Annotated in this window: 21 protein-coding genes, 1 pseudogene and 1 riboswitch; of the genes and pseudogenes, 19 read left to right on the top strand and 3 right to left on the bottom strand. The window is 40.4% G+C overall.

Annotated features, from left to right (window positions below; genetic code table 11):
* Positions 1-110: 110 nt before the first annotated feature.
* The gene (locus ACQ86H_RS00980) at positions 111-677 is read right to left on the bottom strand and encodes a Crp/Fnr family transcriptional regulator (protein WP_138819066.1); all 567 of its coding nucleotides are present in this window, start codon (positions 675-677) and stop codon (positions 111-113) included.
* A 135-nt stretch (positions 678-812) separates the two neighbouring features.
* Here ACQ86H_RS00980 and ACQ86H_RS00975 point away from each other — a divergent pair, with 135 nt between their 5' ends.
* Positions 813-1520, top strand: coding sequence for a DUF1349 domain-containing protein (locus ACQ86H_RS00975; protein WP_431293563.1), 708 nt, complete (start codon positions 813-815; stop codon positions 1518-1520).
* 259 nt (positions 1521-1779) lie between these two features.
* On the opposite strand, the gene ACQ86H_RS00970 is transcribed toward ACQ86H_RS00975, so the two are convergent.
* Both ACQ86H_RS00970 and abc-f read right to left on the bottom strand, forming a co-directional pair.
* Positions 1780-3081 (bottom strand): leucine-rich repeat-containing protein kinase family protein, encoded by a 1302-nt coding sequence (locus ACQ86H_RS00970; RefSeq protein WP_431293562.1) that lies wholly within the window; start codon positions 3079-3081, stop codon positions 1780-1782.
* A gap of 50 nt (positions 3082-3131) precedes the next feature.
* Positions 3132-4718: a ribosomal protection-like ABC-F family protein gene (gene abc-f, locus ACQ86H_RS00965; RefSeq protein ID WP_431293561.1), complete on the bottom strand. Its 1587-nt coding sequence runs from the start codon at positions 4716-4718 to the stop codon at positions 3132-3134.
* Positions 4719-5104: 386 nt separating this feature from the next.
* Positions 5105-5193: riboswitch (TPP riboswitch) on the top strand.
* 59 nt (positions 5194-5252) lie between these two features.
* Between abc-f and thiS the strand changes: the two genes are divergently transcribed.
* The 18 genes and pseudogenes from thiS (at position 5253) to ACQ86H_RS00875 (ending at position 20303) form a co-directional block, all read left to right on the top strand.
* Entirely contained in the window at positions 5253-5456 is a 204-nt protein-coding gene (thiS, locus tag ACQ86H_RS00960; RefSeq protein WP_138819070.1) for a sulfur carrier protein ThiS, read from the top strand.
* Positions 5457-5597: 141 nt separating this feature from the next.
* Entirely contained in the window at positions 5598-7481 is a 1884-nt protein-coding gene (gene thiC, locus ACQ86H_RS00955; protein WP_431293560.1) for a phosphomethylpyrimidine synthase ThiC, read from the top strand.
* A gap of 6 nt (positions 7482-7487) precedes the next feature.
* A complete protein-coding gene (locus ACQ86H_RS00950) occupies positions 7488-8102 on the top strand; it encodes a thiamine phosphate synthase (RefSeq protein ID WP_431293559.1) in 615 nt (204 codons plus the stop codon).
* Positions 8099-8584 (top strand): thiamine phosphate synthase, encoded by a 486-nt coding sequence (locus tag ACQ86H_RS00945; protein ID WP_431293558.1) that lies wholly within the window; start codon positions 8099-8101, stop codon positions 8582-8584. The genes ACQ86H_RS00950 and ACQ86H_RS00945 overlap by 4 nt, the downstream gene beginning before the upstream one ends.
* A complete protein-coding gene (locus ACQ86H_RS00940; RefSeq protein ID WP_431295505.1) occupies positions 8539-8733 on the top strand; it encodes a hypothetical protein in 195 nt (64 codons plus the stop codon). The genes ACQ86H_RS00945 and ACQ86H_RS00940 overlap by 46 nt, the downstream gene beginning before the upstream one ends.
* An 11-nt stretch (positions 8734-8744) precedes the next feature.
* Positions 8745-9515, top strand: coding sequence for a thiazole synthase (locus ACQ86H_RS00935; RefSeq protein WP_138819074.1), 771 nt, complete (start codon positions 8745-8747; stop codon positions 9513-9515).
* A complete protein-coding gene (gene thiH, locus ACQ86H_RS00930) occupies positions 9502-10626 on the top strand; it encodes a 2-iminoacetate synthase ThiH (protein ID WP_431293557.1) in 1125 nt (374 codons plus the stop codon). The genes ACQ86H_RS00935 and thiH overlap by 14 nt, the downstream gene beginning before the upstream one ends.
* Positions 10620-11654 carry a molybdopterin-synthase adenylyltransferase MoeB gene (moeB, locus tag ACQ86H_RS00925; protein WP_431293556.1) on the top strand — a complete coding sequence of 345 codons (1035 nt, stop codon included), beginning with the start codon at positions 10620-10622 and terminating at the stop codon, positions 11652-11654. Before thiH ends, moeB begins: the two co-directional genes overlap by 7 nt.
* 485 nt (positions 11655-12139) lie before the next feature.
* Positions 12140-12292, top strand: coding sequence for a hypothetical protein (locus tag ACQ86H_RS00920; RefSeq protein WP_168202516.1), 153 nt, complete (start codon positions 12140-12142; stop codon positions 12290-12292).
* Between the two features lie 22 nt (positions 12293-12314).
* Positions 12315-12494, top strand: coding sequence for a hypothetical protein (locus tag ACQ86H_RS00915; protein WP_138819077.1), 180 nt, complete (start codon positions 12315-12317; stop codon positions 12492-12494).
* A gap of 118 nt (positions 12495-12612) precedes the next feature.
* Positions 12613-12786 (top strand): class I lanthipeptide, encoded by a 174-nt coding sequence (locus tag ACQ86H_RS00910; protein WP_168202517.1) that lies wholly within the window; start codon positions 12613-12615, stop codon positions 12784-12786.
* A 138-nt stretch (positions 12787-12924) separates the two neighbouring features.
* Complete coding sequence (locus ACQ86H_RS00905; RefSeq protein ID WP_168202518.1) at positions 12925-13095, top strand: class I lanthipeptide; 171 nt, start codon at positions 12925-12927, stop codon at positions 13093-13095.
* Between the two features lie 473 nt (positions 13096-13568).
* Positions 13569-13721 carry a hypothetical protein gene (locus tag ACQ86H_RS00900; protein ID WP_431293555.1) on the top strand — a complete coding sequence of 51 codons (153 nt, stop codon included), beginning with the start codon at positions 13569-13571 and terminating at the stop codon, positions 13719-13721.
* A 431-nt stretch (positions 13722-14152) separates the two neighbouring features.
* Positions 14153-15549 (top strand): annotated as a pseudogene (locus tag ACQ86H_RS00895) (outer membrane beta-barrel family protein).
* A gap of 2 nt (positions 15550-15551) precedes the next feature.
* Entirely contained in the window at positions 15552-16760 is a 1209-nt protein-coding gene (locus tag ACQ86H_RS00890) for a lanthionine synthetase LanC family protein (RefSeq protein ID WP_431293554.1), read from the top strand.
* 2 nt (positions 16761-16762) lie between these two features.
* The gene (locus ACQ86H_RS00885; protein ID WP_138819080.1) at positions 16763-17131 is read left to right on the top strand and encodes a response regulator; all 369 of its coding nucleotides are present in this window, start codon (positions 16763-16765) and stop codon (positions 17129-17131) included.
* Between the two features lie 11 nt (positions 17132-17142).
* Complete coding sequence (locus tag ACQ86H_RS00880; protein WP_431293553.1) at positions 17143-18816, top strand: lantibiotic dehydratase family protein; 1674 nt, start codon at positions 17143-17145, stop codon at positions 18814-18816.
* On the top strand, positions 18765-20303 hold the full coding sequence (locus ACQ86H_RS00875; RefSeq protein WP_431293552.1) for a thiopeptide-type bacteriocin biosynthesis protein: 1539 nt from the start codon (positions 18765-18767) through the stop codon (positions 20301-20303). Before ACQ86H_RS00880 ends, ACQ86H_RS00875 begins: the two co-directional genes overlap by 52 nt.
* Positions 20304-20401: the final 98 nt, after the last annotated feature.

Here is a 20401-nt window from a genome sequence, read left to right as displayed (position 1 = left end):
ATATCTATTTATTTACTGAATAAAATGGAACCTTCTAATACACACACCAATTTTATGTACTCCATGCCTTTCTCTGTGTACATTGTTGTAAAAAACGGAGGCTCAGAACTTTAAAGCGATAACCGGCTTAAAGTTTCTCTGGTTACCCCAAGATAAGATGCAATAAGGGTTTTCGAAATCCTTTTGTGTAAAGATGGGTATTGGTTAAGCCATTGTTTGTAACGCTCGCTGGCATTATTGCTCAGCAAGGCCAATACCCGTTTTTGCAAGGCCATATTGCCTGTAGTGTACTTTTTTCTAAAGAAATATTCCATTTTTCGGGAGGAGGCGCAAAGCTTTTCCTTGTTGTCAAAAGAGATGGAAAGTGTTTCAGTGTCTTCAATACAATCTACATTTAAGGTTGCCGGCATACCCGTGTTAAAAGCGTTCGGATCGGAAAACCACCACTCTTCCATGGCTAACTGTAAAATATATTCTTTTCCTTCATGGTCGGTATATGAAGATTTTACAATGCCTTTCACTACAAAATGCTCCTGACTGGCTACATCACCTGCCTGAATAATATACTGGTGCTTTTTGTATTTCCGCCTGGTAAAAAAAGATGCAGCATGTTCAAATTCTTCATCTGTTAAACAAATAATCTGATGGATGTGCGTTCTTAAAAAATCTAATTCCATGTTCCTGATGTAAACAAATGTACTCTTTATTCAAGATTTTTAAATCCAATACACCTGTTTTGACAAAATATTTGCGTGATAATCATCACATAAAAATAGTGATGTATGTCCTTTCCAAAAGTTTAACCCTGCATTATGTTTGCAATACACAAACACACAATAACCAATTACAACACACAAATGAAACTTAAATTACTAGCCTTAATTGCTGTATTATCTTATTTATTTAGTCCAAAGGCCCATTCCCAAAGTTTGGCCAAAATGAATTGGTTTAACGAGCCTGAAAAATGGGAAATTAAAGATAAAAATACCTTTAGCATGTTCGTGCCCGCAAAAACCGATTATTGGCGCATTTCGCATTATGGTTTTACGGTTGATGATGCACCCTTCTACTATGCTACTTATGGTGGCGAGTTTGAGGTGAAGGTAAAAATTACCGGAAATTATGTAACTACTTTCGATCAGATGGGATTGATGCTTCGCATTAATGAAGAAGAGTGGATTAAAGCAGGAGTAGAATTTGTTAATGGGAAACAAAATGTAAGTGCCGTTGTCACGCATAAAACGAGCGATTGGAGCGTGGTAGAACTGGAAAAAGCACCTGCATCAATCTGGATGAAAGCCGTTCGGAAACTGGACGCAGTAGAAATTTTTTACTCCTTAGATGATAAAAAATATACCATGCTCCGTACCTGTTATTTTAAAGATAATGCGCCAGTGATGGTGGGTTTGGTAGCCGCCTGCCCTGATGGTAAAGGTTTTAACGCTGTTTTCGAAAATTTTAAGGTTACAACCACACCTGATCAGAGAAGATTGGATTGGGCAAAAAAGCAGCAGAATTAATAGTTTTTTTCAATAAAGTGGTCGGCATTTCGAAGTTGAATTTATTACATACAAATCAACATAGATGGCTTGTTATTTTAGCAAGTTGATAGGACGCGAAGATTCGTCATTCCCAAGCCGATAGCTATCGGCTTGATTGGGAACCACGGAGTGCTCATGAATGCCTTTGAAACAAGGAAAACTTATGAATAATCTTAATGTAAAATGCTTTAAGATATTCCCGCCTGCGCGAGAATGACGATTTTTCTAGCAATTGTGATTAAATCTGAGCCAACTGAGCAACTAATTCCTTAAAACCTGGTCGCTCTAAAGGTACTGAAGCCAAACAGGCATCTCTAAGTTCACTGATCATTTTATAAATTTCCTCACTTACCTCTTCGTTTTTTAAAGAAAGTAAATCATCCAGCAGATAACCATAGGCGCTTACTTCTATCCGCTCCAGTACATTAGCCGTTTCTGTAGAAGTTTTATCGTAAAAACTGGCCGCGCCGAAATCGCCGAACAGAGTGCTGCCCTCATCATCAATCAAGGTATTGTGTGCATACAAATCGCCATGCATAATGCCTGCTTCATGTAATTGAGCCGCTAATGAGGCTATGGTTTTAGCGATACTCATAATCTGTTTTTCAGAAAGTTTTCGATCAACAGGAAAAACATCCCTGGTACAGCTTTCTAAACTTGGTGGATTGCCAAGATTATAAAAATGATGCGGGATCAAGTCCATTACCAGTCCTTTTTTATCTTCCGGATGTAAAGCAATCTGTCCGATTAGATTGACCAAACCCGGGTGATAACCCGCAGCAATATAAGCTGTCATTTCATCTTCCGGCAAACCATCGCTGGTTACATTGCCCTTAAATATTTTAACCGCTACTTCGCTGGTTTCGTCTCCAATGCTTCTGTTTGCTTTTGAAATAATACCCGATGCGCCTTCGCCTAACAAATGGCTGATTTCTAAATCATGCCAGTTGATCAATGAAAGTGTTTCAACAGCTGGTGTTTTACTAAAATTATTCCCCGAAAATGCAATCCATGATAGTTTTGGCAGTTGCATAATCCATTGCGGTAATTCGTGGAGTTTATTCGCCGCAATCCGCAATAATGCTAAATTCTGGCAATTGCTCAATTCTTCAGGCAGTGTAGATAAACGGTTGCCAGATAACATCAGCTTTTGCATCCTTTTGCAAAGGCCAATTTCTTTTGGTAGTTCAGCAATGTTGTTATTTGTTAAGATTAACCAGCGTAAATTCGGGTTGATCGACTTCGGCGGTACGATTTCAATCCGGTTGGATTTAAAACCAACAATATCCAGAGCAGGGCAATCGGCCAGTACTTCTGGTAAAACCGAAAAAAGATTTTCAGAACAGAAAAAAATTCTCAGCTTTTTTAACCGGCCGAAATCTGCCGGTAACGCACTTAATTTGTTAAAAGATAAATCCAGTACTTCCAGGGTATCGGCCAGCTCAAATATTTCCTTTGGAAACTCGGTCAGGTTTTCAGAAAGTTTTAACGATACTGCGTCCTTTATTTCGCCACTTTGGAGTGCTAACAGGTTTTGCATAGTGTGCTGGTTTTAATAGTTTGGAACGAAGATAAGGCTATATATTTATTTTAAAGATGAATGGTATGTTCAACCTTTACCTGGTCAAGAAAATATTCATCGTGTGATATCACCAGAAGCGTTCCCTGGTAGTCATTAATGGCTGCCGTTAAAATTTCTATATTCTGGATATCAAGGTTATTGGTGGGCTCATCCAATATCATCAGATCGGGCGATTGGTTACTGATGGTTAACGAACAAAGGATCAACCGCATTTTCTCGCCACCACTCAAGGCTGTGCAGGTTTTATCCCAATCGGTTTTACCAAATAAAAACCGGTTTAAACGGGTTTTTATTTCATGTTCCTGCAATACGCCCGAGTTGTATTGCTGGGCCTGTTCGTAAACGGTGAGTTGATTATCGATCAGGGAATAATCCTGATCAATATACATGGAGTTAATGTCTGCTCGATTTAGACTCCCCATCGAGGGTTGCAGCTGACCTAAAATAAGCTTGATCAAGGTGGTTTTGCCTGATCCGTTCCGGCCTTTTATCACATAACGCTCGCCACTAAAAACCTGAAAGCTAATTGGCTCCTTCCAAATGAAATGATTGCGAAAAGCGTAATTGAGCTCCTTAGCCTCCACAATGCTTTTTCCTTTGTGCAGTGTAGCCTGGTCGAAACCGATTTTCATTTTATCTGCATCAGGCAGTGCAGACCTGAGCTGGCTTAATTCAGCAGAAATATGGTCAAGCTTTTCGGCATGTACACCTTTCAACTTTGCCGTGCTTTTTTCTGCGTTGTTTTTTAACGTATTCATCGAAATAGTCGGTAATCCCGCTTTTTCTTGTTTTTTCTTCCCTCTGGCATCTAGCTTCTGTTGCCGCTCCAGCGATTCCTTTTCTACTTCTTTAGCCTTACGCAGTGCTTTTTCCTTCGCTTTTAAATCATGGTTCAACGCCTCATTTTCAATTTTCTTTTGAGCAGCATAGAAATCGTAATTTCCACCGTATAGGGTTATTCCACGCGAACTTAATTCGCAAACTTTCTCAATTTGGCTCAATAAAGTACGGTCATGACTCACTACCAATAAAGTAGCCCGGGTCGATCGGATATAATCGTATAACCTGTTTCTGCCTTCCAGGTCTAAATGATTGGTCGGTTCATCCAGCAAAACAATATCAGGGCGGTGGATGGTGGTGCCGGCTAAAAATACACTGGTTTTTTGTCCACCGCTTAAACTTTCCATCTTTTGGTCTAAGTCTAAATCTTCCAATCGCCAATAGCTTAAAGCTTCCGCGCAGCGTTCCTCAATGGTCCAGTCATCATTAAGGATGATCATATTTTCGTCGGTCACTTCTCCGTTGAGGATTTCGTTCAGCGCTTTTAGTTTATTTTCAATCCGGAGTGCCTGCGCGACGGTGAAATCATTAAACTGACCAAAAAGCTGTGGTACATAATAAGGCGTCGATTCTGTTTTAACATGTCCGCCAGTTGGCATGAGTTTGCCTGCTAAAATTTTTAAAAGTGTTGATTTTCCTGCGCCATTATGGCCAATGAGTGCAATTTTTTCGTGTTTGTTAATGCTGAGATTTAAATCTGAAAACAATAAATCTCCATTAGCATGGATATAGCTAGCCCCTTGTAGATTAAGCATAAATTTCTTTTTTAATTGGTAAAATAATTGCAGGAACGGAACCGCTCTGCCAGTTATCTATTTTCAGAAAAGAAATGAATCTTACATGTATCGGGGATTTGGTGATGTTGCAAAAGTAAGAAAAGTTTTGCGTTTTGCTAAAAGCGGCTGGTCAGTCCATAGTCTTTAGTCCTAAGTCGGCAGTCTGATAAGCCAAAAATTGGACGTTCACTCCCTCCAATTTGTCATCCTGAGTGCAACGAAGGGTCTTTATTTAATGATTTTGCATTAATCACTTAAAGATTCTTCACTGCGCTCAGAATGACAACAATATTACTAATAGCAAACTATAGATTTTATCTATATCAATTTTTATTTGCATTAGAAATTTAATCGCATATATTTACAAAAAACTTTAGGGGTGCCTACGTGCTGAGAAATACCCTTTGAACCTGATGCAGTTAGTACTGCCGAAGGGAAAAGTGAAAGCAATAAATTGCTGTCTTTTCGACCCTGTTACGGGCAATCTCTATAGTTTTTCCAATTTTTTACAATATGGAAGTAACTATAAACAATCAAAACTATCTGCTAAACGAGGCCTGTTCCATCGAACAAATGCTTACTGCTGTCATTTCAACGGAGACAAATGGCATTGCTATAGCCGTTAACCAAACCATCATTTCCAAATCTGTTTGGGACACCTATCTATTAAACCCAGGCGATCAGGTTATACTCATTAAAGCCACTCAGGGAGGGTGAAAGAAGGATTGAATGAGAGAATTTTGAATGATGGAATGGGCAATCCTGCATTCAAAATTCACCTAAATCACTCATTCTCTCATTCAGTCACCCAATCATTCCCTCATTCTCTCCTTCATTAAATCAATCATTCATCGTAATATGAAACAAGAAAAAACACCAAATCAGGAAGTCATCAGTCGCAGCCCATTTCCGGCTTCGCGCAAAATATTTGTACCCGGAAAAATCCACGATATCCAGGTGGCCATGCGCGAAATCAGTTTAACCGAAACGAAAATCCACAATGGATTTGGTTTAACCGAACCCAATCCACCCGTAACCGTGTATGATACCAGTGGCCCTTACACCGATCCAAATACGGTTATTGATGTACGGAAAGGGCTTCCACGCTTAAGGGAACAATGGATTAAAGACAGGCAGGATGTTACGCAGCTTGATCAACTGTCTTCTGCTTATGGGCAACAACGCCTTGCAGATGATAAACTTGATGCTTTGCGTTTTAATTATACCACTAAACCTTATAAAGCCCAGCCTGGTGCCAATGTATCGCAAATGCATTATGCAAAAAAAGGCATCATTACGGCCGAAATGGAATACATTGCCATTAGGGAAAATCAGCAGATCGAATTGTTGAATGCACAATTGGGCGATCAGCACGAGGTCATGAACCATCAGCATCAGGGTAATAGTTTTGGTGCCAATACCCCAAAAGGATACATCACGCCGGAATTTGTGCGGGATGAAGTGGCCGCCGGACGAGCGGTAATCCCTTGCAACATTAACCACCCTGAGTTGGAACCGATGATTATCGGCCGTAATTTCCTGGTGAAAATTAATGCCAACATTGGCAATTCCGCGGTTACCTCTACCATTGAAGAAGAAGTAGAAAAAGCTGTTTGGGCCTGCCGTTGGGGTGCAGATACCATTATGGACCTTTCTACAGGGAAAAATATCCACGAAACCCGCGAATGGATTATCCGCAATTCGCCAGTACCCATCGGTACCGTTCCGATTTATCAGGCCCTGGAAAAAGTAAACGGCAAAGCCGAAGACCTGACCTGGGAAATCTTCCGCGATACATTAATAGAGCAGGCCGAACAGGGCGTTGATTATTTTACCATCCACGCCGGGGTACTGCTCCGTTATGTGCCCTTAACGGCTAAAAGGATTACCGGAATTGTTTCGCGTGGCGGATCGATCATGGCCAAATGGTGTTTGGCGCATCACAAGGAAAACTTCTTGTACACGCATTTCGAAGAAATCTGTGAGATCATGAAAGCTTACGATGTAGCTTTCTCTTTAGGTGATGGTTTAAGGCCGGGCTGTATTGCCGATGCCAACGATGCGGCACAGTTTTCGGAGCTCGAAACCCTGGGGGAACTCACTAAAATAGCCTGGAAACACGATGTACAGACCATTATCGAGGGACCTGGCCACGTGCCGATGCACCTGATCAAAGCCAATATGGAAAAGCAACTCGAGCATTGTGGTGAAGCGCCTTTTTATACATTAGGTCCTTTAACCATAGATATTGCGCCAGGCTACGATCACATTACCTCGGCCATTGGCGCTGCCATGATTGGCTGGTTTGGAACAGCGATGTTGTGTTATGTTACACCAAAAGAACATTTAGGCTTGCCGAATAAAAAAGATGTGAAAGATGGTGTAATTACCTATAAAATTGCAGCGCATGCCGCCGATCTGGCCAAAGGTCACCCCGGTGCGCAATACCGCGATAACGCTTTGAGTAAAGCGAGGTTCGAGTTTAGGTGGGAGGATCAGTTTAATTTATCGCTCGATCCAGATACGGCAAAAGAATTTCATGATGAAACCTTGCCGGCAGAAGGTGCCAAGATTGCGCATTTCTGCTCAATGTGCGGACCAAATTTCTGTTCGATGAAAATTACACAGGATGTGCGCGAGTATGCTGCAAAACAAGGCGTAGCCGCAGATGAGGCTTTGGCCAAAGGCATGGAGGAAAAATCTAAAGAGTTTACCGAAAAAGGAAGCGAAATTTATTCTTAGCCTATTATGGAACTGATTGTAATCTCTAAACCGACCATTTTTAAAGAAGAAAGTAGCCTGATCAACCTCCTTTTCGAAGCTGGTTTACAGGTTTTTCATCTACGTAAAGAAAATGTTGATGAGGCAGCTTACCGGAAGATCATTGAAGGGATTTCACCCGAATATCATTTACGGATTGCTTTGCATCATTTCCATTCGCTTGCCAAAGATTACAATATCAATCGGATCCACCATACCGAAAGTTTCAGGAAGGAAAGGAATAATGGGGAATTGCCAGAAAACAAAATCTTCAGCACTTCTATCCACCACCTGGCTGATAGGGAACAGATCGGGCAATATGATTATAGTTTCTTTGGTCCGGTGTTTAACAGCCTTTCCAAGCCTGGTTATCAGGGCGTAATTCCGCCAGATTTCCGTTTGGAAAAACAACAATCCACCCTTAAAATCATCGCACTTGGCGGCATCGGTTTAACCGAAATCGATCTGGTAAAAGAAATGAATTTCGATGGAGTTGCGCTATTGGGCAGCATCTGGAACGATCTTTCTCAGGCCCTGACTACGTTTAAAAAAGCCAGGGCTAAATGCCTTGCTTATACTCAAAATTTAACCATACAACAATGATTCAGCACTTACAATATATCTCGCAAACCCCTGAAACAGGCACCCATATCGATGCCATTGAGCAGGTGCTCCAGGCCGGTGGAAAGTGGATCCAGCTCCGCATTAAAAACAAAGCCGAAGCCGAAATCCTTCCTTTTGCAAAAGCTGCGCAAGCCTTATGCGAAAATTATGGTGCCAAACTGATTATAAACGATTATCCGCATCTGGCAAAAGCCGTAAATAGTTATGGCGTGCATTTAGGCCTGCAGGATATGCCTGTACCCGAAGCCAGAAAAATTATCGGTAAACACCAGATTATCGGAGGTACCGCGAATACTTTCGAACATATCTGGCAAAGGGTAGCTGAAGGAGCCGATTATATCGGTTTGGGCCCATTTAGGTTTACCCGCACAAAAGAAAACCTGAGTCCGATTGTAGGGCTGGAAGGTTACCAAAAATTGATGGAGCGGGTAAAAAAGCTGGAATCAGCACCCCCATTATAGCCATTGGCGGTATCGAATCAGCAGATATTCCGGCTATACTCGAAACCGGAATTTACGGAATCGCCATCTCGGCGGCACTCACCAACCAAACACAAACGGCCGCGGTTCTTGAAGAAATCAGCAGTAAATTCAGTATTCATTCGATTTAAAAATTACAGATATGTTAACCATAGCAGATCAAACTTTTAGCTCCCGCCTTTTTACCGGAACCGGAAAATTCAGTTCTGCCAAAGAGATGGAAAACGCCTTAATTGCCTCGGCTTCCGAACTGGTTACCGTAGCGCTTAAACGTGTCGATTTAAAAGGTAAGGAGGACGATATTCTCCATCACCTTAAATATCCGCACATCAATTTATTGCCCAATACTTCTGGCGTACGTAATGCAAAAGAAGCTGTTTTTGCAGCTCAACTGGCTCGCGAAGCCCTGGAAACCAATTGGATCAAACTCGAAATCCACCCCGATCCGAAATACCTCATGCCCGACCCGATTGAGACCTTAAAAGCCACTGAAGAACTGGTTAAACTCGGTTTTGTGGTGCTGCCTTATATCCATGCCGATCCTGTTTTATGTAAACGTTTGGAGGATGTGGGTACCGCTGCGGTGATGCCTTTGGGCTCGCCGATTGGTAGCAATAAAGGGTTACGCACCATCGATTTTTTAGAGATTATTATTAGCCAGAGCAGGGTTCCGGTAATTGTAGATGCAGGCATTGGCGCACCTTCTGATGCGGCCAAGGCGATGGAAATTGGCGCCGATGCAGTTTTGGTAAACACGGCTATTGCCATTGCAAAAGACCCGACCAATATGGCCATTGCCTTTAAAATGGCCGTTGAAGCTGGCAGAATGGCTTTTGAATCTAAACTGGGCGGTCAGCAGCATTATGCCGCAGCCAGCAGCCCCCTAACCGCATTTTTGGATGAAGAGTTTTAACGAGGTATTCGAATCCTACAATTGGGACGATACCAAAGCCAGTATTTACGATAAAACAGCCGCCGATGTAGAACGGGCTTTAAGTAATCAGCAACGGACGCTGGAAGATTTTAAAGCACTGATCTCCCCGGCTGCATTGCCCTATCTCGAAGATATGGCGCAGATCAGTCAGCGTTTAACTTTAGACCGCTTTGGTCGGGTAATCCAGATGTATATCCCACTTTACCTTTCCAACGAGTGTAATAATATCTGTACCTATTGTGGTTTCAGTTATGACAATAAGGTAAGGCGGAGAACGCTCAACCCGATGGAAATTATGCAGGAAGTGGCCGTAATTAAGGGTATGGGTTACGATCATGTACTGCTGGTAACAGGTGAAGCTAACCAAAGTGTTCATACCGATTATTTTAAAAAAGTATTGGACTTGATTAGTCCGCATTTTGCCCATATTTCGATGGAAGTACAGCCTTTGGATGTAGCTGATTATGAAACCCTGATTCCGCATGGCTTAAATACCGTACTGGTTTACCAAGAAACCTACCACCAGGACGATTATCGTAAACACCACCCTAAAGGCAAAAAATCGAACTTTTTATACCGTTTAGAAACCCCTGACCGCTTGGGCCAGGCAGGTATCCATAAAATGGGATTGGGTGTGCTCATCGGCCTGGAAGACTGGCGAACAGATTCATTTTTTACGGCCCTGCATTTATCTTATCTTGAAAAACAATATTGGCAGAGTAAATTCAGTATTTCTTTCCCCAGGTTACGTCCTTTTAGTGGTGGTTTGGAACCAAAAGTGGTGATGAACGATAAAGAACTGGTACAACTGATTTGTGCTTACCGCTTATTTAACAGCGAAGTAGAATTGTCTATTTCTACCCGCGAAACGCAGGCATTCAGAAATCAGGTAATTAAATTGGGGATTACTGCCATTAGTGCAGGTTCTAAAACCAATCCCGGGGGTTATAAAGTAGAGCCTCAATCGTTAGAGCAGTTCGAAATATCCGATGAACGTTCGGCACAGGAAATTGCAGCGATGATTAGAAAACAAGGTTATGAGCCGATATGGAAAGATTGGGATATGAGTTTGATCAGTAAATCATGTTAATAAAGGAAGAACTAAACCGTTACAACAGGCAGATGATTTTGCTTGAATTAGGCTTAAAAGGGCAAGAAAAGTTAAAAGCTGCCAAAGTATTGGTTATTGGTGCCGGTGGTTTAGGCTGTCCGGTATTGCAATATTTAACTGCAGCCGGGGCAGGAAAAATCGGAATAGTAGATGATGATATGGTAGAATTGAGTAACCTGCACCGGCAGATTTTATATAACCATACCGATATTGGCCTTTCGAAAGCAAAAACTGCTGCAACAAAGCTTAAGTTACTTAATCCGCACGCTGATTTCACTGCTTATCACGAACGTTTTACTGCTGATAACGCCATAGCTATTTGCCAGGATTATGAGCTGGTGATCGATTGTTCGGATAATTTTACCACCCGTTACCTGATAAACGATACCTGTGTAGAATTAGGTAAAACACTCATTTTTGGCTCTATTTTACAGTTCGAAGGTCAGGTGGCGGTATTTAACCATAACAGTGGGCCAAATTACAGGGATCTTTATCCTGCACCACCAAGCGAAAACATCAACTGTGTAGAAGGTGGAATAATCGGCATTTTACCCGGAATAATAGGTTTGTATATGGCCAATGAAGCAGTTAAACTGATCTGCAGCATTGGCGCAACTTTAGCCGGTAAATTAATGACCGTCAATGCATTGAACAATACGGTGCTAGTATTTAAAATCGCACAAGGAAAACAAGCCGAAATAGTTAAAGCTGAAACTACAGTGAGCACCTCAAAAGAAATCGATAAAACAACTTTAGATCAATGGCTTTCAGAATCTCCTGATGAAATCTATTTAATTGATGTTCGGGAAGATTATGAACATGAGGAATTTAATATTGGCGGAGTAAATATTTCCTTATATGAATTAACATCATCCCTGAAAAGTATCCCAAAGAACAAAAAAGTAGTGTGTTATTGCCAAACCGGACAACGGAGCAAAATGGCCTTGCAATTATTGGAAGGGATTTATGAAGGGGAAGTTTATAGTTTAACCGGTAAACTGTTGTAATGCACTAACAACTACAGAATCCCATATAAAACCGTATGATCCTCCTTTATGAAGAGGATTAGCGAGATCCGCATTTGCAATGCGAAATAAAAACATATTGGCGATAAAATCGTCATTCTCATTCACCTCCTTTATAAAGGGGATGATATCACATTTGCTAGTATTACTTAAAACATTCCTGCCCTCAGCTGCCTGGAATCATTTTAGCAAGCTGTCCTCATATAAGGAAAATCAATCATTAGCTAACAGACTCAGACTGCCAATCAAGGATTTCAGATTAATGAAAGCCAGCCCAGATTCTCATCTCTTCACTTCAACCCAAACCCAAGATACGTGCCGTATAATAAGAAAGTCAAATCAGGCTAATTATTAATGTGTGGTATATCTCTGATTTGGTCATGAAAACATATCATTTGGTCGAATATATTCTATGGAATAAAATCAAAAGTGAATGTTTGTATCATAAACAACAAACAAAAACTATTATGAAACACAACTTAAACAACGCTGAAGAATTAGAACTGAAAAGAGAAATCATCACCTGTGAAAATGTTAAATGTGGTATCGCTAATAAAGACAATACAATTTTAGGTGATACACTGACAATGACCAGTACCATGACAGGTTTCGGTATTTAACCAATTAAAAAAATTATCCATTATGAAAAAGTATGAATTTAACCCAGAAAGTAATGAAGAAGATTTTCGCCCCTTTATGGATGATGAGTTAGGAATGATCTTGGGTGGAGGGGGCGAAGAACAATTTCTTCACTATTTAAAAGAAGAACACCGTAACCAGTTTGATCAGAACGACGGCAGTTTTCAAAAGTTTAATCACTGATTACGTTGGCCACGTAGTTAGCATTAATAAACCCACCAAAATACGCATACCGGTTAGCGCAATTAAATGGGAAAACAAATTAATCAAATCAATTAAATCATTTTAAAAATTAAACATCATGAAAAAAGTTAATTTATCAGAAAAAGTACAATTAGACAAAGAAATCATTTCAAAATTGAGCGAAGATCAATTAAAAGAAATTGAAGGTGGAAACGCAGCTGAATTATCATGCTGGTCAGATTCTTGCAAAAACAACACTAAAGCTTCTTTAGAAGAAGAATTCGGTGGATAGAAACCTTTAAAGAGTGTGCCGTCTAGACCTCGGCGCACTCTTTATTAATCAAAATCAATTTTCAAGCTGCTTACTGTTACCCCAATGCTCTGGGGTATTGGCCTAAGCGATAAGTTTCAAATCATATTAACTATTAACATGAAAAAGGTAAAGTTATCAAATAAAGTGCAATTAGAGAAAGAAATTATTTCAGAACTAAGTGAAGATCAGCTAAAAGAGGTTGAGGGCGGTAATGCCATCGAATTTTCTTGTTGGGCAGATTCCTGCAATAGGCCCATTAAAGGAGAACAGGACGCTATTAGCGATTAACTGGCCCTACCTATCTATTAAAAACTACCTATATAACATCAGCACTATGAAAATGAGAAAAAAACCTATGTCCCGCATTTAACTTTCCTATCCCTTTTTATATTATCAAGCATTAATTTCGCAAATGCGCAGGGAAAAATAAAAGGAAGGGTTATCGACGACAAAAAAAGGTATTCCCTATTCTAGTGTTGCATTGTGGAATGCCGGGGGAGTGCACTGGTAAAAGGTGCAATTACCGACCTGGAAGGACTATTTACAGTTGAAACAAAACCCGGCGAATACACGCTTATATTAAGCAATATGGGCTTTGTTAAGTCGACAAAAAAATTGTAGTTACCGCCGATAAAGATTTAGAATTAGGCGAAATTACCCTGAACACTGATGTTCAGAACCTGCAGGAAGTCAAAATTGTAGGGAACAAATCTTTTATACAGCAAAAAACAGATCGCATTATATTAAATGTTGGCGAAAGTGTGCTTGCTGCGGGCAACGATGCCTATAGCATTATTGGTATGGCACCTTCTGTACAGATGACCAACGGCAACATCTCTATGGAAGGGAAATCGAATGTTTTGATTATTCTCGATGGAAAAAAATACCTAATGCAACCTTATCTAATATTTTAAGTTCTATACCCGGTGATCAGATTGACCGTATAGAGCTGATTACAAATCCATCATCAAGATATGATGCAAGTGCCAGTGGGGGTGTTATTGAGATTTATACCAAACGAAGCAAAAAAATAGGCTGGACAGCAAATACCGGCGGTAACCTCAGCCAAGGTTACAGGTTTGGAGGTGGTGCAAATGCCGGCATAAGAATTGGTGCGCCCAAATACGATTTTACCTTGAACGGCAATTATGGAAAACGTGGCCATATCGAAAAAGGTTATGACAACAGGGTGTTGTTTCAGGGCATAAACCGTGTAGGTGATTTTAACCAAACAGTAGATATTTCCGACGGCGCCTCTGCTGATGGGAGTATTAACGCCAGTTTAAATTATTATATCAATAAAAAGAACACCATTGGTGCCGATTATACCTTTGTAAAAGCACACATGTACGGAAAAGGGAATGTAAATGCGCTGATCAGTCAGCCTAACATTTCCAGTAGGATTAACACTTTTAATGATTTGGATCTTACCGTTGATTTTGCTAATTACGCTATTTTTTATAAATTCGATCTCGACACTCTAGGCGCTAACCTGTTGTTAACAGGCAACTATACCAATTACATCAGCAACCAGAACCAACAGTTTAATCAGGATAAATTTGACAATGGAGCTGCAACGCCAGAGCTTTCACTATTCAGGAACAGGGCATCATCCAATTACGATATCTACACAACCTCATTAGATTATACACAAAACATTAATCCGGCACTAAAACTGGAAAGTGGTTTAAAATATACTTACACCAGTAATAACAGTCACCAAAACCCAGCTAATTTTATGAATAACCAGTGGCAGGAAGCCGGTGGTATTTTTAACAACCTTGGTTATCAGGAACAGATACCTGCAGCTTACCTCAACCTGAATTACGAAGCAGGCAAGTTTAATTTTCAGGCAGGTTTAAGGGCTGAGTACACACAGTACAAGGTGGTAATGGGCTTAGATTCTAATTATTTTAACCTCTTTCCCAACATCAGGGCAGATTATAAGGTCACTAAAAATTATACCACATCACTGGCCTATGCAAAAACCATTAACCGTCCATCTTACGATGACCTGATTCCATACGAGCTTTACATCGATAACTACACCCTTACCAGGGGAAATGCCTTGCTCAGGCCAGAGTATCAACATGCCTTTACCTGGTCTAACTTATACAAAAATACAGCCTTCGTTTCGGATACACCCAAACCGAAGATGCTATTATGAGCACCATTTTATATGATCAGAACACTTTGAAATTTATAAAAACAAAAGCAAATTTCCTGAAAAACCACCTGGTAAGCGCCAGTTTTGGTTTCCCCATTAAGTTTGCTTCCTGGTGGAACGCTAATAACCGCCTTTCAGGCTATTATCAGAACATCCGTTTTCCTGATCCGGTAACAAATGCCAAAATTATGATCAGAGAGAAGTATTATTTTACCATTAGCTCGAATCATACCTTTAAAATTTCACCAACCGTTTCCGCTGAGCTGTCTGCATCGTACGAATCGCCAACCATTTCGGGGCTTTACGATTACGAAGGCTATTCGAATGTAACCGCAGGGATCAGAAAGAAAATATTTAAAAATCAGGGCTTTATCAAGTTTGATGTAAGTGATGTTTTTTACAAGAACAATCAACTCCTATCTACCAATATTGTTCCCTTAATAACAGAAAGTATACACCGTGTAGATACCAGAAGAGCCAGAATTGCCTTTGGCTACAATTTTGGAAAGATTGGTAAAGACAGACGCGTACAAACAAACGGTAACAGCGATGAGCTGGGTAGGTTAAAATTATAATTATGGAAGCAGTATCTAAGCACTTGGGAAAAATTAATACAAATATGCTCTTACCAGAAATTATTGATCTGGTAAACAGCCATGCACTCAATGCCCTGCCTAATTTTGGAGTGGGCCATGGCAAAGGCGGAGCCATTCTGTTAAACTGTTTATACGCAAGGTATACAAAAAACGAAATTTATTATGTCGCAGCCGAACGGTTTCTGGAAGCGGCCTTCGATGACCTTAACCCTTCCAGATATAAATCGACACTTACCTCAAACTATTATCTGGATATTGCCGAATTCGGCAGCCTTCTGATTTATTTAGAAAAAGAAGGGCACATAGAAGAAGATTATACTTCCTTTAAGCGGCAGATTGATGATTTATTGGCCCAAAGGGTGAAAGAAAATATAGTTGAACGCAACTTTGGGATGTCGAAAGGTGCCATCGGGATTGGTTTTTACCTCATAAACAGGGCTTCGTTATCAACTGTTGCCAAAAATGCGGTATTGCAGATCGTTAATGCACTTGATGAACTAAAAGAAGGTGATGAAGCAAGAGGATATTTCTGGACGACACACTATTTTAGCGAGCCTAGAGTTTACACGGGTTTGGCCCATGGAAGTGCCATGGTGATCAACTTTTTATCGTCAGTTTATGAAGCGGGTATTGAACCCGAAAAATGTGCAGAATTAATGCGTTATGGTTTGAAATTTCTATTTCAGAACCGTATGAATAGCCAATTGTTTACCTCTGCTTTTCCACTATGGGTTAAACAGCATGAAAAAATAGTTAATCATTGCCTGGTTTACGGCGATATCGGTACTAGCTATGCCATCATCAGGGCAGCCCAGATTTTAGATGAGGAAGATTACCTGACAGAAGGTACCCAGATTGCCCTCGAAACAATTAAAAGAAAAACCAAAGAAGAAACCTTTTTAAACGATGCTTCTGTTAAGTATGGTGTGTGTTCGCCCTGCTTAATTTATAACAGGATTTACGAAATTACCGGAATCGAAGCTTTTAGGGAAGCTTCAGCTTATTGGCAGGAGCAGATCCCGTTATATGCCACCGGTCAGAATAAATATTTAGGTTTTAAATCCTTTTTCTTCGGCGAATACGATAATGCACAGCTCGATTTAAACTTCGGTCTAATTGGTATCGCCTTAACCATTATGCAATCTACTTCTGATCAGTATACGATCAATCAATTTACCTGGCTCCATTAATCATGAAATTCAGCTGCATAATACTAGATGACGAACCACTTGCCCAGGAGCAGGTAGAAGCATATATTTCGCAATGCGATGAGCTTGTTTTATTGGGAAAAGTAACCAGCATGCAGGGCTTAGAATGCCTTTTGAACATACATAAGGCCGATATTTTATTTGTGGACATCAAATTTAGAGGGGGCGACATTAATCAGATTGCAAAACTCAAGATTAAAGACTATATTATAATCGTTATTACGGCACTCTCTCACAAACATTTAGACGAGTATAATTTAAAGTTTGCCCGGGATATATTGTTTAAACCATTTTCTCTTGAGAGTTTTAAAGAAAGCCTTAATAAAGTTATTCCACTTAAAGCTTTAAAATAAAAACTCGACCTATGGGAAACAACATCAAGCCTTTTGATTTTTACTTAATGCGCCTTCCTGCCAAAAGTATGCAGTCTGTTTTAGCGTTAAACGAAATAGAAAACCGTAACGCTTTTATACAGGAAATATACCATCGGTACCAATCGCGCGAACTGCAGGATGCCATTTATCTGGCCAGTCCCGAGTTATATACTGAAGTAATAAAATGGCTTGATGGTCCTGCCGGTGCCATAGACGATAAATTGCTGGTTACCCTTTATAAATATCTGCTAAGAATGGGTACCAGGGCAACTCCTTATGGATTGTTTTCCGGATATAATACCGGTAAAGTTACTAAAAAGGCCAGTGAACTTAAATTAACAGAATCCCAAACCCGCCTAACCCAATATACCCGTTTGGATATGAACTACATTTCAGAATTGGTTGGGTCGCTGCTTAAAAATGAACATATCAAAGCCAAACTGATCTTTAAAGTCAATAACAGTTTGTATAAAATAGGTGGCGTTTACCGTTATTTTGAATATAAATTCATTAACAAAAAACGTCATTACTATGTGGTAGCCATTAAACACTCCAGGTACATCCAGTGTTTGATAGAAAAGGCCGATGCCGGTGCAAGTTATCAGTTTCTGCTTGATGAGTTAACCCTGCTCAACCTTAATATTGATGATGCCAAAAACTATCTTGATAGTGTAATAGATGCACAGATACTGGTATCGGAACTTGAACCAACAGTTACCGGGGATGAATTTTATAAAAAACTGATCCACATCCTTAAAAGCAATAACCCTGGTCATTCCTGCATCCCGGCACTAACGGCTATTGAAGATCACCTGCTCGTACCGAAAGATTTTGTTAAAACCTGTACCCAGATCCATCACATTATCAAAGAAAATTTCCCATTATCGCATGCCAAAGATCTGGTTCAAACCGATCTTCATATCGGAATGGATCATAACAATATCAATATTGGGGTAATGAATATTCTTGCTGCCGAAATGCAGTCGCTTTCTGTTTTAAACGAAAACAAAACACCTGTAAGGATCAAGAATTTTATTAAAAAATTTACCGAACGGTACGAAGATCAGGAAGTGGAACTTTTGGAAGCACTTGATAATGATGCCGGAGTTGGTTACGATAAAGCTGGAACAGGCAACAATAACCATGCGCCTCTGGTTGATGATTTAGTGTTGAACAGTACAGCTTCTGCCAAAAACATCAGTTGGACCAGTTACAGGGAATTGGTTTTTAATAAGTTTTTAGAAAGCAGCAAAAACCATGGCCGCCCTGTGGTTTTAACCGATAACGATTTAAATGGCATCGGTAAAAAAGATCAGAAACAAGTTCCGCCAACTTTTTATGCTATCGGCAATTTCGTAAGTAAAAATACGGAGCGCCTGGATAACGGCGATTTTAAGTTTAATCTCACCGCATGTTGTGGTCCTTCTGCCCTGCCATTGTTGGCGAGGTTTGCTCAAAACGACGATTTTTTAACCCAAAAACTAAAAGAATGTGCGCAGCTCGAAGAAAAGTATATAGCGGGAGCCGTAATTGCCGAAATTGTGCACCTTCCCGATTCGAGGGTGGGCAATATTTTACAGCGCCCACAGTTAAGGGGCTACGAAATACCTTTTTGGGTACTTCATCCCTGCCAAATGATAAGCAGATCCCCGTTTCGGATTTGATGATCTCGGTAAGCAATAACGAAATTAAACTGCGTTCGAAACGCCTCAACAAAATTGTGATCCCGAGGCTCTCTTCAGCGCATAATTATAACAATGGAATAGCTGTATATAAATTTTTATGCGACCTGCAGCACCAGCATGGCGCCTACAATATCAGCTGGGACTGGGGAATTTTAAATGACCAGCCTTATTTGCCAAGGGTAGAATATAAACATTTGGTTTTGAGCCGTGCACGGTGGAAAATGACACCCGATATGTACGCCGAAACCAAAGCTATTGTAACTCAGCAACAGCTTGATCTTTTCCTTGCCAAGTATAAACTGCCCGATAAAGTAGTTTCGATAGAGGGCGACCGCGAGCTACTGATCGATTTTAAAAGTGTTTTAGGTTTAGAGCTGCTTACTCAAAACCTTAAAAAGAGTACCGTAATATTATACGAGTTCCTGCACGAAGATGGTGATGCTTTAATGCTCGATCATGCCGGCGAAACCTTTATCAACGAGGTGGTAATCCCTTTCCGTAATGAAGAACCTGTAGAAAAACAGATAACAAGTTTAGCCTTTAATGCACACAATTTGCCCCGTAAGTTTAATCTGGGCTCGGAGTGGACTTATGTTAAGATATACTGCGGTTCCAAGTGGGCAGAGAAAATTTTAACAGATTATATGCTGCCTTTGGTAAATACTTTAACCAGCGAAGGTTTGGTAGATAAATGGTTTTTCTTAAGGTATCATGATCCCGAAGGACATTTAAGGATTCGCTTTTTGCACCCTGATAAGCCCGAAACCATGGCGAATATTGTTGGCCGGATAAATGAGGTTTTGAAACAACTGGCCGAAGACCGGATTGTTCATAAAATCCAGTACGATACCTATAAACAGGAAGTTGAACGTTACGGAAAGCATACCATGACCTTTAGCGAATCGATATTTTATTACGATAGCAGGGCCATTATCAATTTTCTGAACATGATAGAGGGTGATGAAGGCGAATATTACCGTTGGTTGTTTGCGGCCCGCAGCATAGATGTTTTATTGGGTGATTTTGGCCTGGATCATGAACAAAAGCTAAAACTCGCCACCCGGATGCAGCAGGCTTTCCTCAGCGAGTTTGGAGGAAACGCTGGCCTTACTTTGCAGCTTAACAATAAATACAGGGCTATTAGCAAGGCACTAAATGGCTTCTTAAACGGAGATGATGATACAGAAGAGGTTGCTAATGCGGTTAATCTTTTTAAAGCCCGCTCAGCAGAAAATATAATGGCTTATAACGCCATAAGAACAGTGTATACCTTGCATCACCCTGATCTGAATCTTGATGCTGAACTGGCAGAAATTCTTCCAAGTTATGTCCACATGTCGCTCAATAGAATTTTTGTAACCAAACAGCGCATGCACGAACTCGTTATTTATCATTACTTAACCAAATATTACCAGGGCGTAATAGCCAGGAACAAACAAAAAATATTAACCTCTAACATGTATTGATATGGATAAGATAGAACACGTTTACAGTGCGGAAATTAAAGAAATTGTGGGCGAACCTCCAAAATGGCTGCTTAAATCGGGGGTGGGAGCCTGCTTTT

This window comes from Pedobacter sp. P26 (genome assembly GCF_050632135.1).
Lineage (GTDB): Bacteria > Bacteroidota > Bacteroidia > Sphingobacteriales > Sphingobacteriaceae > Pedobacter.
Note: the sequence above shows the minus strand (reverse complement) of the source record. Positions and strands in the feature narration are given on the sequence as shown.